Annotated in this window: 14 protein-coding genes; 4 read left to right on the forward strand and 10 right to left on the reverse strand. The window is 41.2% G+C overall.

Annotation, left to right across the window (positions count from 1 at the left end; translation table 11 throughout):
• Positions 1 to 10 precede the first annotated feature (10 nt).
• The 5 genes from ade to MHI60_RS00445 form a co-directional block, all read right to left on the reverse strand.
• A complete protein-coding gene (ade, locus tag MHI60_RS00425) occupies positions 11 to 1,741 on the reverse strand; it encodes an adenine deaminase (protein WP_095408386.1) in 1,731 nt (576 codons plus the stop codon).
• Positions 1,742 to 2,003: 262 nt separating this feature from the next.
• On the reverse strand, positions 2,004 to 2,672 hold the full coding sequence (locus tag MHI60_RS00430; RefSeq protein ID WP_008345123.1) for a TrkA family potassium uptake protein: 669 nt from the start codon (positions 2,670 to 2,672) through the stop codon (positions 2,004 to 2,006).
• A 37-nt stretch (positions 2,673 to 2,709) separates the two neighbouring features.
• Positions 2,710 to 3,546 (reverse strand): gamma-glutamylcyclotransferase family protein, encoded by an 837-nt coding sequence (locus MHI60_RS00435; RefSeq protein WP_095408385.1) that lies wholly within the window; start codon positions 3,544 to 3,546, stop codon positions 2,710 to 2,712.
• A 4-nt stretch (positions 3,547 to 3,550) separates the two neighbouring features.
• Positions 3,551 to 4,861: an ATP-binding protein gene (locus MHI60_RS00440; RefSeq protein ID WP_095408384.1), complete on the reverse strand. Its 1,311-nt coding sequence runs from the start codon at positions 4,859 to 4,861 to the stop codon at positions 3,551 to 3,553.
• 144 nt (positions 4,862 to 5,005) lie between these two features.
• Positions 5,006 to 5,284 (reverse strand): AbrB/MazE/SpoVT family DNA-binding domain-containing protein, encoded by a 279-nt coding sequence (locus tag MHI60_RS00445; RefSeq protein WP_017359400.1) that lies wholly within the window; start codon positions 5,282 to 5,284, stop codon positions 5,006 to 5,008.
• 276 nt (positions 5,285 to 5,560) lie between these two features.
• Here MHI60_RS00445 and mreBH point away from each other — a divergent pair, with 276 nt between their 5' ends.
• The 3 genes from mreBH to MHI60_RS00460 all read left to right on the forward strand — a co-directional run bounded on the left by mreBH (position 5,561) and on the right by MHI60_RS00460 (position 8,113).
• Complete coding sequence (gene mreBH, locus MHI60_RS00450) at positions 5,561 to 6,568, forward strand: rod-share determining protein MreBH (RefSeq protein ID WP_024424745.1); 1,008 nt, start codon at positions 5,561 to 5,563, stop codon at positions 6,566 to 6,568.
• Between the two features lie 74 nt (positions 6,569 to 6,642).
• Positions 6,643 to 6,774, forward strand: coding sequence for a protein YkpC (locus MHI60_RS00455; protein WP_003210922.1), 132 nt, complete (start codon positions 6,643 to 6,645; stop codon positions 6,772 to 6,774).
• Positions 6,775 to 6,880: 106 nt separating this feature from the next.
• Positions 6,881 to 8,113: an aminopeptidase gene (locus MHI60_RS00460; RefSeq protein WP_095408383.1), complete on the forward strand. Its 1,233-nt coding sequence runs from the start codon at positions 6,881 to 6,883 to the stop codon at positions 8,111 to 8,113.
• A gap of 33 nt (positions 8,114 to 8,146) precedes the next feature.
• Here MHI60_RS00460 and MHI60_RS00465 read toward each other — a convergent pair whose 3' ends face one another.
• Positions 8,147 to 9,766, reverse strand: a complete 1,620-nt coding sequence (locus MHI60_RS00465) for an ATP-binding cassette domain-containing protein (RefSeq protein WP_095408382.1) — start codon at positions 9,764 to 9,766, stop codon at positions 8,147 to 8,149.
• Positions 9,767 to 9,909: 143 nt separating this feature from the next.
• Between MHI60_RS00465 and MHI60_RS00470 the strand changes: the two genes are divergently transcribed.
• Entirely contained in the window at positions 9,910 to 10,185 is a 276-nt protein-coding gene (locus tag MHI60_RS00470) for a hypothetical protein (RefSeq protein WP_095408381.1), read from the forward strand.
• A 63-nt stretch (positions 10,186 to 10,248) separates the two neighbouring features.
• On the opposite strand, the gene lepB is transcribed toward MHI60_RS00470, so the two are convergent.
• From lepB to MHI60_RS00490, 4 genes are all read right to left on the reverse strand, one after another.
• Positions 10,249 to 10,821, reverse strand: a complete 573-nt coding sequence (lepB, locus tag MHI60_RS00475; RefSeq protein WP_029706712.1) for a signal peptidase I — start codon at positions 10,819 to 10,821, stop codon at positions 10,249 to 10,251.
• Between the two features lie 211 nt (positions 10,822 to 11,032).
• Entirely contained in the window at positions 11,033 to 12,925 is a 1,893-nt protein-coding gene (locus tag MHI60_RS00480) for a PTS fructose transporter subunit IIABC (protein WP_041084976.1), read from the reverse strand.
• A gap of 13 nt (positions 12,926 to 12,938) precedes the next feature.
• Entirely contained in the window at positions 12,939 to 13,850 is a 912-nt protein-coding gene (gene pfkB / locus MHI60_RS00485) for a 1-phosphofructokinase (RefSeq protein ID WP_095408380.1), read from the reverse strand.
• Entirely contained in the window at positions 13,847 to 14,602 is a 756-nt protein-coding gene (locus tag MHI60_RS00490) for a DeoR/GlpR family DNA-binding transcription regulator (protein ID WP_095408379.1), read from the reverse strand. Before MHI60_RS00490 ends, pfkB begins: the two co-directional genes overlap by 4 nt.
• Positions 14,603 to 14,637: the final 35 nt, after the last annotated feature.

A 14,637-nucleotide genomic window follows, 5' to 3' on the forward strand; every position in this document is an offset into this window, starting at 1 on the left:
TGTCTCTTTTTTATGATTGAATTGGGAGATGCTGAAAGCTTCTGACATCAAACAAGCCCTTTGTCGTCATTTTCACATCAGGAATGACTGGGAGTGCCAAGAAGGACAGCGTCAAAAACGGATTAAAGTCTAAAGTAAAACCTGTTTCTTTTAACGCTTCATGGAGCGCATGAAGGCTTTCATTTACAAGATGTGCCGGCTGATCTGAAAGTAGACCAGAGATCGGTAATGGAAGCGTATGAAGAGACTGACCATCTTTGACAACAGTCAAACCACCACCTGCTTCTTTTAACGCGTCAATGGCTTTCACGATATCAGCATCATTTGTGCCAACCGCAATTAAATTATGAGAATCATGCGCAACCGTTGTTGCAATTGCACCCTTTTCTAATCCAAAGCCGCTGACAACCCCTATCCCCATTTCAGATAAGCCTTGATGACGTTCGACAAGCACCATTTTTAATACATCTCTTTCTGTATCACTAGTGAATTGTCCGTTCGTTTCTGAAGGAGGGACTTGTTCTAATTTTGTTTCCAGCTGATTCGGAATAATGCGGATGACATTCATTTTTTGATGGTCTGTGATAGGCAGTACCAGATCTTGCTCTTGAACGTCTATAGCATGAACAGATTGTAATAATGCTGGACTCGGTACAATCTTTTCGACACTTGGCTTGTACTTTCCATGCTGCGCCATCAATTCTCCTGCAATAAATACGCTGGTGATGTCTACTTGATGAAGATCAGAGACAAGCATAAAATCAGCATCAAAGCCTGGCGCAATGGCTCCCTTTGTTTTGAGGCCAAAACACTCTGCTGCGTTTAAACTTCCCATTTGATACGCTAAAAATGGGTCTAACCCTTCTTTTATAGACATTCGTACTTGTTCATCAATACTTCCCTGCGCCATTAAATCATCTAAATGTTTATCATCGGTACAAAAGAAAAAGCGTCTCGCATTCTTTTCATTCACAGCTGGTAAAACGTTTTTCACGTTTTTGGCAACAGAGCCTTCTCTCAGCATGACATACATGCCTCGTTTTACACGTTCAAGGGCTTCCTCAGCTGTTGTCACTTCGTGATCTGTTTGGACACTCGCTGTGCGGTAAACGTTTATTAATCGGTCCGTTAAGCCTGCTAAATGGCCATCAATCAATTTATTCTCGTTTTGAGCATCAAGCAGCTTTTGAAGCATATCTTCTTCTGCCTGCTCCACACCGACATAATCCATCACCTCGGCAAGGCCAAGAACTTCCTTCTCTTGATAAAGGGGCTTTAAATCTTCCGCTTTTAAAACAGCACCTGATCGTTCAAAACTGACTGCCGGTACACAGGAAGGTAGCATGAAATAAATATTTAAGGCAGCTTTTCTCGCTTCTTCCAGCATAAAACGGATGCCTGTGATTCCTGACACATTGGCAATTTCATGCGGGTCTGTTACGACAGTTGTCACACCGCGCGGGACGACAGCTTTGGAGAATTCAGCAGGGGTCACCATAGAGGACTCGATATGAACGTGGCCATCAATAAAACCGGGTACAAGCATTTGACCTGCTGCATCCAGCTCCTGTTCTCCCTCGTACTCTCCAATCCCTACTATTTGTCCATTTTCAACAGCGACATCAGCGTCTATCCATTCCTGGTTAAACACGTCCATAACCTTCGCATGTTTAATCACTAGGGCTGCTTTTTTTCTCTTTGCAGCTACTTCAATTTGATGTCTGAAAAGCTCCTTATCCAACGACACTGCCTCCTCCAAGTAAACAATATAATGTTTCTTATCGTAAACGAATCTGTTTGCCCAGTCAATGACATTTAGAGAAAATCAACCAGATAAAAAGACTGATTTTTATTTCTGAATAGTGGTAATTGCACGAAAAATATGATGATTGATTTTTGCTTTTATTTCAGAACAAACCAGTCCTTTTTAATGTCTTCTTTCCTCTCCACTGTCCACCTCATGTGTACACAATCATATAAAAAAACACCCCGCCTAGGAGTGTTTAATAATCGTTCTGCATTTCACGTTTTTCAAAGCGTCCGATATCGGCAACTGCCCCAATGACAATCAGAATATCTTCTTTTTGAATCATTTCATCTGCGAGCGGTGAAACAATCACTTCTTTTCCGCGCTTTATCGCCACAATATTAATGCCATATCTCGCTCTAATATCGAGATCTAGAAGAGAATGCCCTGCAAGCCTGCTGTTTGCAACGATTTCAATGAGGCTGTACTCATCTGACAGCTCAAGATAATCTAATACGTTGTTGGAGATGATTTTATGTGCAATTCGTCTGCCCATGTCCCGCTCTGGATGAACGATGCGATCAGCTCCAATTTTATTTAGCACCTTTTCATGGTAGTCGTTTTGCGCTTTTACTGTGACCATTTTAACGCCAAGCTCTTTCAGCATGATCGTCGTTAAAATACTGGCCTGAATGTTTTCACCAATCGCAACGATGACATGGTCAAAATTGCGAATGCCGAGATTTTTTAAAACAGATTCGTCCGTCGAATCACCAATGACCGCATGTGAGGCAATTTTCGCGTATTCGTTCACTCGATCTTCATTCATATCCATGGCCATGACTTCAAGTCCTTCTTCGCTCAGCGCCTTGCAAATACTTCCGCCAAAGCGTCCAAGACCAATGACTGCATATTCCTTTTTCATGTTCAGACTCCTTTTATCTCACTTACCATGCATTTTACTACGGTTTGATTAATGAATCCATATGCGAGCGAATTTTTTTGCGGAACGCTTCACTTAAGTAAAGATCTGCTCCTTTTTCAATTTCACTGCGGTAATGACCTGGCGGAGCAATTTCTTCGCTCTTTTGAAGAACAAGAAAGGTTAAACAGTCCACATATATTTGATCACCTATTTTGACATCGACAAAAGCTGGACGATATGTGCCCTCATATACACCTTCTCGTTTGTACAAATATCGAATGGCATCAAAAGGAACCTCATATAAAACGCCCTCTGTTTCTCCGCCATCTTCTACCATATCGGCTCTAGATCCATCAGGTCTCACCAATGTAAATCTAGTTGTAAAGCCGTTCAGTGCACCGCCACCGATGATTTGTTTAAAATAATGATCGACCTCCGCCAGCTTAAATCTTGCATCATCCATACAGGATCCATAGGCAAAATAATAGAAGGATGCCGGCTTCTGCTGCCACATTCTATATTCCTTCCAGCAGCCGCTCTCAATCTCCTTCAGCGATGATGCTTTCTGCTTTGGTAAAGTGTATGTAATAGCCGCCACCGGCCCTTGGTCTGTCATGACATCGACCACCTGCTTGTCATACCCTTCCTCAAGTAAATCTATCTTATTCAACGTGCTTGTGGTTACCTCGTACAATTCTCCATATACTGTGCCTTTTTCTTCAGGAACGCACGCAGGGTACCCATGACCTGTATCATAGATTCTGCCACTGATCCAAGCTGATTTAGCTAATGGTCTGCTTTCTTTCATATACGTCTCATGGTGCTCTTCATGCTGCAGAAGCGTTCCATATACAAATAAAGCTTTCATTGTCATGAAATCACGCCCTCTCGCCTTGCTGCTGTCTGCTTTTTTGACACACAGGTAAATAGATATGAAAAGCTGTACCTTTCCCCAGCTCACTAGACACATCCATTCTACCATGATGATCTTTTAAAATCGTTGCACAGATGGTGAGACCAAGCCCCGTCCCTTCTGTTTTCGTGGAGAAGAAAGGATCATATATTTTCTGAATATCCTCTTCAGACATCCCTTTTCCTTCATCTTGAATGGTAATTTTCCATTCGTTCATCAATTTTTCTGTTGATATGTATATGCTTCCGCCTTCGGGCATTGCCTCAATGGCATTTTTGATTAAATTAATGAACAGCTGCTTCATTTGGTTAGCGTCTGCTAATATAACACCGGCATCCTGCTTTTTAAAAGGCTGTTTAAGATCAATATTCGAAAGAACAGCATTTGTTTTTAGCAATGTAATGACCTGCTCTAACAATCCATGAAGCTGAACTTCTTGAAAATGGACCGACTGCGGCTTTGCCAGCACAAGCAGCTCACTTAAAACAAAATCAATTCGTTTAATTTCGGAAAAGATAATGTCAAAATAATCGGTTCTTTCAGGATATTGTGTTTTCATCAGCTGCAAAAAGCCGTTTACTGAGGTCAGCGGATTTCTGACTTCATGAGCGATTCCAGCGGCTATTTGTCCTGCAACGGCCAGTTTTTGCGCTTGCATTTGCAATTGTTGATTTGATCTTTCAAGCTCAAGCTTTGCCAGCTTTTGTTTTGTAATATCTGCAACTGTTCCAATGCCTCCAGTGAACTGGTGCTTCTCATCAAAGTAGAGCTTATAATGAACATCTCCCCATACTTTCTTTCCTTCTTTGTGAAGAAGCTGCAGCTCGATCCGCCCTGAATCCTTATGCTCTTGGATGACAGATGACAAATGCTGAATAACTCTTTCTTCTTGATCAAAGTACTGATTGTACATCGTACCTAGACATTCATCTATATCATAGCCGGTCATTTGTTTCCATGCTTGATTTAAGAAAATGATTTGCCCTTTTTCATTTGTTTCAAAGACGATTTCTTGCAAGTTATCTGTAATTCGATTCAGCCGCTCTGTCAGTTCGTGTGCTTCTTTTTCTCTCTTATTTAGATCTGACACCAGTAAATTCAAACGGTCTACATAACCTGAGACAACCCAGATCCCTGCTAACACAACAACTGTAAAGGCTAGATCGAGCGGCCAATTAATTTGATAGCCGCCCAGATAATAAAAGAAATCCCAGCTTAAGATTAAGATAAATGCAAGAACAGATAACATGATCCGTACTTGATATGTTTTGTTCAAATGATTCCACCTGCCGCCCTGAGATTCTTTGTCAATTGTACCATTTTCCACTTATTTTTTGAGGGAGATGGGGCATTTTTAAGGAACTTTTTTAAAGAAAAATAGCCTGTTCTCAGCACAAAGGAAGAGAGCAGGCTATTTTGATTACTGCTGAAGAGCTTCTTGCAGCTCTTTTAACAGCAGTTCTGCGCCTTCAGCGCTTAATGTAATTTGACCATTTCCGTATTCATGGTTCTCTGATGTAATCTCACCAGTCATGAGACAAACACCCTCTGGCTGATATTTTTTCAAGACGATTTTATCTCCATCTATAAAAAATTCCATACTGTCTTTAATAGCGATATCAAGTGCTCTTCTCAATTCGATTGGCATGACAATACGCCCTAGTTCGTCTACTTTTCTTACGACTCCGATAGATTTCAATTTCGTTCCCTCTTTCTTTCATTAGCTCAAGATCAATCTGTTTTTCACCAATTGATATATCGTAGACGTAAGAGATTCTTAAAAGGTTTCTCCTCGATAAAAATTTTTTTCATAAAAGAAAAAACAAAGGGAAAATTTATTGTGATTGTCAAAATGATACTTGAATTTTACAGATTCATTTCAAGGTCATCACAAACCCCCACAAATGTCATCAACCCTCTGAACTTTTAAATGTAAAATTGTTTAAAACAGCAAAAATAGAGATTGGGTGAAAACATGTTTCAAAATGCCGAAATTGGAATTGATTTAGGAACAGCTAACATATTGGTTTATAGTAAAAATAAGGGAATTATTTTAAATGAACCGTCCGTCGTGGCAGTCGATACAGAAACAAAGACTGTACTTGCCGTCGGATCAGAAGCAAAAGAAATGATCGGGAAAACACCTGGGAAAATTGTTGCGATCCGTCCGATGAAAGACGGTGTCATCGCTGATTATGATATGACAACAGATTTACTTAAACAAATCATGAAAAAAGCAGGAAAAAATATCGGGTTTACCTTCAGAAAGCCAACTGTCGTTGTATGTACACCTTCTGGTTCAACGGCTGTTGAGCGCCGCGCGATCAGCGATGCTGTGAAAAACTGCGGAGCCAAACATGTGCATTTAATTGAAGAACCTGTTGCAGCTGCAATCGGGGCTGATCTTCCGGTAGACGAGCCTGTTGCGAACGTTGTAGTCGATATTGGCGGCGGAACAACAGAAGTTGCGATCATTTCGTTTGGCGGCGTTGTCTCTTGTCATTCGATCCGAATTGGCGGCGATCAGCTGGATGAAGATATCATTACGTTTGTCAGAAAGAAATATAACTTATTAATCGGCGAACGGACTGCCGAGCAGGTGAAAATGGAAATTGGGTATGGTCTTATTGAGCATGAGCCTGAATCATTAGAAGTGCGCGGGCGTGATCTTGTGACAGGTCTGCCAAAAACGATCACACTTGTCTCTCATGAAATTCAAGGCGCCATGCGCGAATCACTTCTTCATATTTTAGAAGCAATTCGTGCTACATTAGAAGACAGCCCTCCAGAGCTAAGCGGGGATATTGTAGACCGCGGCGTTATTTTAACTGGCGGCGGTGCTCTTTTAAATGGAATACAAGAATGGCTTTCTCAAGAGATTGTTGTTCCAGTTCATATTGCAGCCAATCCACTTGAATCTGTTGCAATTGGAACAGGCCGTTCATTAGAAGTGATCGACAAATTGCAAAAAACTTTAAAATAATCTTCTTGTTATACTTCTTTTTTCGTCATTTCGATCATATTGTGAGAAATGGATAAACGTGAAGGAGGAAGAACATGTTGCTTGATTTAGGTAAACGGGTCGTTGTCACAGTCATTTTAACGGGTATTATTTTAGGAGGAATGAGCTTGTCGTTTTCACATATGCCGCCTTCTAATGCACAGCCTGTGAAACAACTGAACCGCTAAAAAAGCCGCACGAACGCGGCTTTTTTATTTTGGCTTTAAGCGTGCTCTCCATTTTCCTTTTCGGTCTTAAATCTGATATGATGAACATGACTAAAGGAGGGTTTTTATGAGTTCATTTGAAAAACAACTAGATCAATATGCAAAGACCATCGTTGAAGTTGGTGTGAATGTTCAAAAAGAACAAGAAGTCGTCGTATCTGCATCTACTGAATCTGCAGACCTTGTTCGTCTTGTCGCGAAACATGCGTATGAGCGCGGGGCGAAAAATGTACATATCCGCTGGAGTGATGGTATTCTTGCTCGTTTAAAATATGAACATGCACCGCAAGATGTGTTTGAGCAATTCCCAGAATGGGAAGCACAGATGATGGAAACCATCGCAAAACGTGGCGGCGCTTTTATCACGATCTTGTCAGAAAGCCCTGACCTTCTGCGGGGCATTGATTCGAAAAAAATCGCTGCACAGCAAAAAGCCGCTGGATCCGCCCTTCATACATATCGCCAGTACGTTCAATCAGACAAAGTGGCTTGGACGGTCGTAGGCGCTGCATCAAAAGAATGGGCGAAAAAGATTTTCCCTGATCATACAGATGAAGAAGCTGTCACTTTATTGTGGGATCAAATCTTTAAAGTCGCACGCGCTGATCAAGCAGATCCTGTTGAAGCTTGGAAAAACCACGATGCGTCATTAAATGAAAAGGTCAAAATACTCAATGAACGCCACTATCACAAGCTTCATTATGAAGCACCAGGCACAGACTTAACGATCGAGCTTCCAGAGCAGCATATTTGGGTAGGTGCTGGCAGCGTAAGTGAACGCGGCGTCTCCTTCATGGCCAACATGCCGACAGAAGAAGTCTTTACCGTACCGAAAAAAGACGGTGTAAACGGGACAGTCTCAAGCACAAAGCCACTCAGCTATGCTGGAAACATCATTGATGAATTTTCATTAACCTTTGAAAATGGCCGGATTGTGGATGTGAAAGCAAAAGAAGGCGAAGATATTTTGAAATCTCTCGTTGAAACAGATGAAGGCTCTCATTATCTAGGTGAGGTTGCCCTCGTACCAGATGATTCACCAATTTCTAACTCAAATATTCTTTATTACAATACACTTTACGATGAAAATGCATCAAACCACCTTGCCATCGGCAGTGGATATGCGTTTAATATCGAAGGTGGAAAAGAGATGAAACGAGAAGAATTGGATGCAGCGGGTGTGAACAGCAGTATTACACACGTTGATTTCATGATTGGTTCAAAGGAAATGAATATTGACGGAATCACAAAAGACGGGAAACGCGAACCGATCTTCCGAAATGGAAACTGGGCGATTTAATCAAAAAAGACATCCATAGGATGTCTTTTTTTGTTATGCGTACAGCTCTTCGAGTCTTTTTTGGATATCTCGATCTGATAAGAACTCATCATATGTTGTTTGTTTATCAACGATACCATTTGGCGTCACTTCGATAATCCGGTTTGCGACTGTTTCAACAAACTGATGGTCATGAGATGAGAAGAGCATAGCTCCTTTAAAGCTCATGAGGCCGTTATTCAGCGCTGTAATGGATTCTAGGTCTAAGTGGTTCGTTGGCTCATCCAGCAGCAAAATATTCGCTCCAGACAGCATCATTTTTGATAACATACAACGAACCTTTTCTCCTCCTGATAAGACACTTGCTTTTTTCTTCACTTCTTCCCCAGAGAAAAGCATACGTCCTAAGAAACCACGCAGGAAGCTTTCACTTTGATCATTCGGAGAATATTGACGAAGCCAATCAACAAGATCAACGTCGTTCCCTTCAAAGTATTCACTATTGTCTTTCGGGAAAAAGGCTTGTGACGTTGTGACGCCCCATTTAAATGATCCGCTGTCTGGCTCCATTTCACCAGCAAGGATTTTAAATAAAGTGGACACAGCAAGCTCATTACGGCTTAAGAACGCAATTTTATCTTCGCGATTCATAATAAAGCTGACGTTATCCAGTACTTTTACACCATCAATTGTTTTTGATAGACCTTCTACTTGAAGAACATCATTTCCGATTTCACGCTCTGGCGCAAAATGAACATACGGATATTTACGTGAAGACGGCTTAATGTCGTCTAAAGAGATTTTATCAAGCAATTTCTTTCTTGATGTCGCTTGCTTCGATTTAGAAGCGTTCGCACTAAACCGGGCAACGAATTCTTGAAGCTGCTTAATTTGTTCTTCTTTTTTCTTATTTGCTTCTTGGCTTAGTTTCAGCGCTAACTGGCTGGACTCATACCAAAAATCATAGTTACCGACGTATACTTGGATTTTCCCGAAATCAAGGTCCGCAATATGTGTACATACTTTGTTTAAGAAGTGACGATCATGCGAAACAACGATGACGGTATTTTCAAAGTTAATGAGGAACTCTTCAAGCCACTGGATCGCTTGTAAGTCCAAGTGGTTCGTTGGCTCATCAAGAAGAAGAACGTCAGGCTTACCAAATAAAGCTTGAGCTAAAAGAACTTTTACCTTTTCTGAACCGCCAAGCTCAGACATTTTCTTCGATTGAAGGCTTTCAGGAATGCCAAGACCCTTTAATAGGATCGCTGCTTCACTTTCAGCTTCCCAGCCGTTTAATTCAGCAAACTCACCTTCAAGCTCCGCTGCACGAATTCCGTCTTCATCTGAGAAATCAGGTTTCATATAGATCGCATCTTTCTCCTGCATCACATCATATAGACGTTTGTGACCCATGATGACGACTTTTAGCACTTCAAACTCTTCGTATTCAAAGTGGTTCTGTTTTAAAATCGCTAAACGCTCACCAGGACTCATATGAACATCGCCCGTTTGAGCTTCAATTTCTCCAGAAAGAATCTTTAGGAACGTTGATTTACCAGCTCCATTGGCACCAATTAACCCGTAGCAGTTGCCAGGAGTGAATTTAATATTTACTTCTTCAAATAGTTTACGATCAGCAAAGCGCAAACTAACGTTATTTACTGCAATCATTTATTAATCCTCCATCACTCATTCATCATTATGAAGTATAACATGAATAACGCTTGATAGAAACGTCTCTCGCTAAGAACGAAGGCTTTTTGTCTATTATGGTATAATAAACAGGAATGATTGATTGAAGGAGTTCGTGCGATTTGAGATTACTCACACTGATGGAATACTGTTTATTGATTTTCTTTATGGGCATTTATTTATCTGCAACAGGTTTTAATGCGAAGGACTTTGGCCTTTATATTGGGCTTGTCCTCATTTACACACTGGTCCACATCTTTTCCAAACGTTTTTTACAAAAGCGGGGCAAAGAAAACCAAAAGATCGGATTGTTTCGATCCGTTTTAGCCATTACCGGATCTGTGTTCGTTTCTGTTCTAGCGATTGTGATCATTGTTTCAGTGCTCACGCCAAATTAAAAACGACCCTTCTGTAAGGGTCGCTCGTTCAAGTACCTTTCTCTTGCCCACGAGAAGGTGCTTTTATTTTGTCTGTCGAATGTCGCCAAATGGGAAGAAAACAAATTCTGATGTCCCGACAACCCGATCCTTTTCAATGAGGCCAAGTCCATTTCTGCTGTCCATGGAATTCAGTCTGTTGTCCCCCATTACAAAGTAATCGTTTTTCGGTACTTTCACTGGACCAAAATCTCCAGTTAAATGCACTTCATACTCTTTCGCATGCGCCTTGTTCTCTTTTAAATAAGGCTCATCTACTTTTTTACCGTTAATGTAAAGCGTATCATCCTTCATTTCAATCGTATCACCTGGAAGGCCGATCAATCGTTTGACATAATGAATCTTCTGACCATCTTTTCCATTAATAATCACGATGTCACCGCGTTTCACACCACCGAGATAGTTAATGGTTTTGTTGACAAACAGCTTTTCCCCATCATGAAGTGTCGGCTCCATTGACTCTCCTTCCACTACATACGGTTCAAATATAAATGTACGGATGAGCAAGACGAGCGCAAGTGCAATTAAAATGGCTTTGATCCATTCAAACAGTGAACTTTTCTTCTCTGTTTTGGCTTGCTTCGCATCAGATTGAATTTCATTTTCGTTTTGTTTGTTTTCTTCGTTCAAAATACTGCTTCCTCCTAAGACTTTCTACTAAAAGACATAAAACGTGAATTGAATAACTTTACTTTATCATATGTCATTTAAAAATTCACAAGACAACCATTTAATTAGATATTTTTTCCTAATTCACTGATGATTAAACAAAAAGAAGCACCGTTTTTCACGATGCTTCTCTTCTGCATTACGCTTCTTGTCTGACTGGTTTTTTCAAAATACCCAGTAAAATCGCTGTCACAACGGCACCGATTAAGATGCTGATGATATAAAGAACTGGATGATTTGTTACCCAGAAAACAAATAGTCCGCCATGCGGTGCAGGAAGCGTCACTCTAAAGAATTCCGTTAATCCACCAGCAACTGCTGCACCAATAACAGCTGAAGGAATGACACGAAGAGGATCTGCCGCCGCAAACGGGATCGCCCCTTCCGTGATGAAGGCAGCTCCCATGAAGTAACATGTAATCCCTGCTTCACGGTCACGTTTTGAGAACTTATTTCTAAAGATCGTTGTTGCAAGTGCAATACCTAGTGGTGGAACCATTCCGCCTGCCATAATCGCAGCATGCGGTGCATAGTTGCCAGCAGCAATCATGGCAAGACCAAATGTGTAAGCCGCTTTGTTAATTGGGCCACCCATATCAATTGCCATCATACCAGCTAAAATAATACCCATTAAGACAAGGTTTCCAGTACCTAATGATTCAAGCCAATGTGTTAATCCGTCCATCACCATTTTCACTGGTGTGTTGACAATATAGTGCATGATAATGCCTGTGAAGAAAATACCGAATAATGGATAGAGCAGAACTGGTTTAATCCCGTCGAGTGTCTGCGGTACGAATGTGAATACTTTTTTGAGCAGCACAACGATATAACCAGCTAGGAAACCAGCAATCAGCCCGCCTAGGAACCCTGCACCTGCTGCTGACGCCATAAATCCACCGACCATACCTGGTGCAAAACCTGGGCGATCTGCAATGCTCATGGCAATAAATCCAGCTAATACAGCAACGATCAAGGCAAGCGCATTGTCTCCGCCAATTCCTTTTAATACAGCTGCAAATGAATTAAATGAAGGGTCCTTAGGATCTGCTGAGTTAATCCCCCAGAAGAATGAAATCGCAACAAGGATACCGCCTCCGACAACAAATGGAAGCATGTTACTTACACCACTCATTAAGTGCTTGTAAAATCCGCTTCTTCCTTTGCCAGATGATTCATTTTCGTCTTTTGAAGAACTGCCGCCTGAACCTTTATAAATCGGTGCATCTTGATTGATTGCTTTTTCAATCAATTCCTGCGGACGGCGGATACCAGCTGTTACAGGTACTTCAATGACATGTTTGCCTTTAAAGCGTTCCATTTCAACTTGCTTGTCCGCTGCCACAATGATAGCTGGCGCTTCTTCAATTTCTTTTGCTGTAAGGGCATGTTTAATACCACCAGAGCCGTTTGTTTCAACTTTAATGTCAACGCCCATTTCTTTTGCTTTTTCTTTCAAAGCATCTGCTGCCATAAATGTATGTGCAATGCCGGTCGGGCAAGCTGTTACTGCTAAAATTTTAGCAGGTTTTCCTTCTGCAGCCGGCTCCTCTTGAACTTCCTCTTCTTCTTCATCGTCTTGATCATGTGTATTGATGATCTCAATGATTTCATCTTCAGTCGCCGCTTCAAGGAGCTGCTTTCGAATTTCTTCACGCATAAGAAGTGTGGATAAACGAGAAAGTGCCTCTAAGTGCGTATTGTTTGCGCCTTCAGTTGCGGCAATCATAAAGACAAGATGACTCGGCTGCGCGTCCAGTGATTCATAATCTACACCAGCAGTTGAGCGGCCAAATGCAATGGCAGGCTCTTTTACACTTGCTGTTTTAGCATGCGGGATGGCAATTCCTTCGCCAATACCGGTAGAGCTCTGTTTTTCACGATTGATCACAGCTTCTTTGTAGCCCTCTTTATCATTTAACTTGCCGGCTGTATCTAAAACAGTGACCAGTTCTTCAATGACTGCTTCTTTCTGCTGGCTGTCTAATTGAAGCTTAATGGTATGCTTCGTGAGTAGTTCTGTAATTTTCATGATGACTCCTCCTTTAAATGCGTGTGACTTTTACTTGTGGTAATAGTGTGTCGACAAGCTCTTTTGTGCCAAGCTCCTCAGAAAAAGCTGTTGCGCTTCCTGACGTGACACCAAGCTTAAATGACTCTTCAATTGAAAGACCTTTTGAAACGCCGGCTAAAAACCCTGCAACGACTGAATCCCCTGCTCCAACTGAATTAACGAGCGTTCCTTTTGGAACATTGGATTGATAGATCCCTTCTTTACTGAATAAAAGGGCGCCATCTCCAGCCATAGATACGATGACATGTTCAGCACCTTGTTCTAACAGCTTTTTCCCATAAGGAATTGCTTCTGCTGCTGATGAAATACTCGTCTCAAACATTTCACCCAGCTCATGGTGATTTGGCTTCATTAAGAATGGTTTCATATCTGCTGCTTTTTTTAACGCTTCACCAGAAATATCAAGAACAACTCTTACACCTTGCTCTTTGCAAACTTCAGCAATACGCTCATATGTGTTATGAGGTAATGAAGAAGGAATGCTGCCAGCTAAAACAACGACATCTCCTTCAGTCAATGAAGAAAATTGAGATAGAAACGACTCAAATTGCGCTTCAGTAATAGATGGGCCGAGTCCGTTGATTTCTGTCTCTTCACCTGTTTTTAGTTTCACATTGATTCTTGTATCTTCTGACACCTCGTGAAAGGCTGTTTGTAATTGTTCGTTCTGTAGAAAATCTTGAATATATTTGCCTGTAAATCCACCAATGAATCCAAGTGCTTTTGATTCAACACCGTGACGTTTTAATAGCCTTGAGACATTGATTCCTTTACCACCTGGATATTTTTGATCATAGGTTGAACGATTTAAACCGCCGACTGCAAAATCCTCCACGTGTACGATGTAATCAACTGATGGGTTTAAAGTAACTGTATAAATCATGTTTTCACTACCTTTATAACCGTTTTTTCATGGTAATTATCGAATGAATCCTCTTTTGCGTCGTTTGTGATAATGGTGGCTTCCTGTAAACTAGCAAAGGTTGAAAACGATATTTCGCCAAACTTCGAGGCATCTGATAAGATATAGGTTTTTTTCGCCTGTTTCATGGCTCTTTTTTTCATGAGCGCTTCCTCTGGATCAGGTGTTGTAAAACCCGCCTCAGGATGAATGCCGTTTGTCCCAACAAAGCTTTTGTCAAAACGATAATTTTCCATCGCTGTCAAAGCTGCGGCTCCCACCATGGCTCCTGTTCGATGTTTCACTGATCCGCCTATCAAGTAAAAGGTAATGCCTTTTCTCATGAGTGCTTCAATGTGCATCACACCGTTTGTCACCACGACAATATCTTGATCTGCATCGATATATTCAATCATTTGCTGTGTGGTTGTACCAGCATCTAAATAAATACAGTCACCTTGTTTTAAAAGAGATGCCGCTGCCTCTGCTACTAATGACTTTTCTTGAAGGTTTTTGGCAGATTTCTCAAATACATCTGGTTCAAGGCGAATACTCGAAATCTTGGCAGCTCCCCCATGAACCCTTTTCAGAAATCCTTTTTCTTCAAGGGCTGATAAATCTCTTCTAATTGTAGATTCAGACGCATCCGTCATCATCGTTAAGTCCTGTATTTTAATGACATCATTTTCTTCTAAGCTGTCGATAATGAGTTGATGTCTTTCTGGTGTTAACACGAAAACACCCCTTTTTTGAAAACGTATTCATTTTG

This window comes from Bacillus sp. FSL K6-3200 (assembly GCF_038630485.1).
Taxonomy (GTDB): Bacteria; Bacillota; Bacilli; order Bacillales; family Bacillaceae; genus Bacillus; species Bacillus safensis.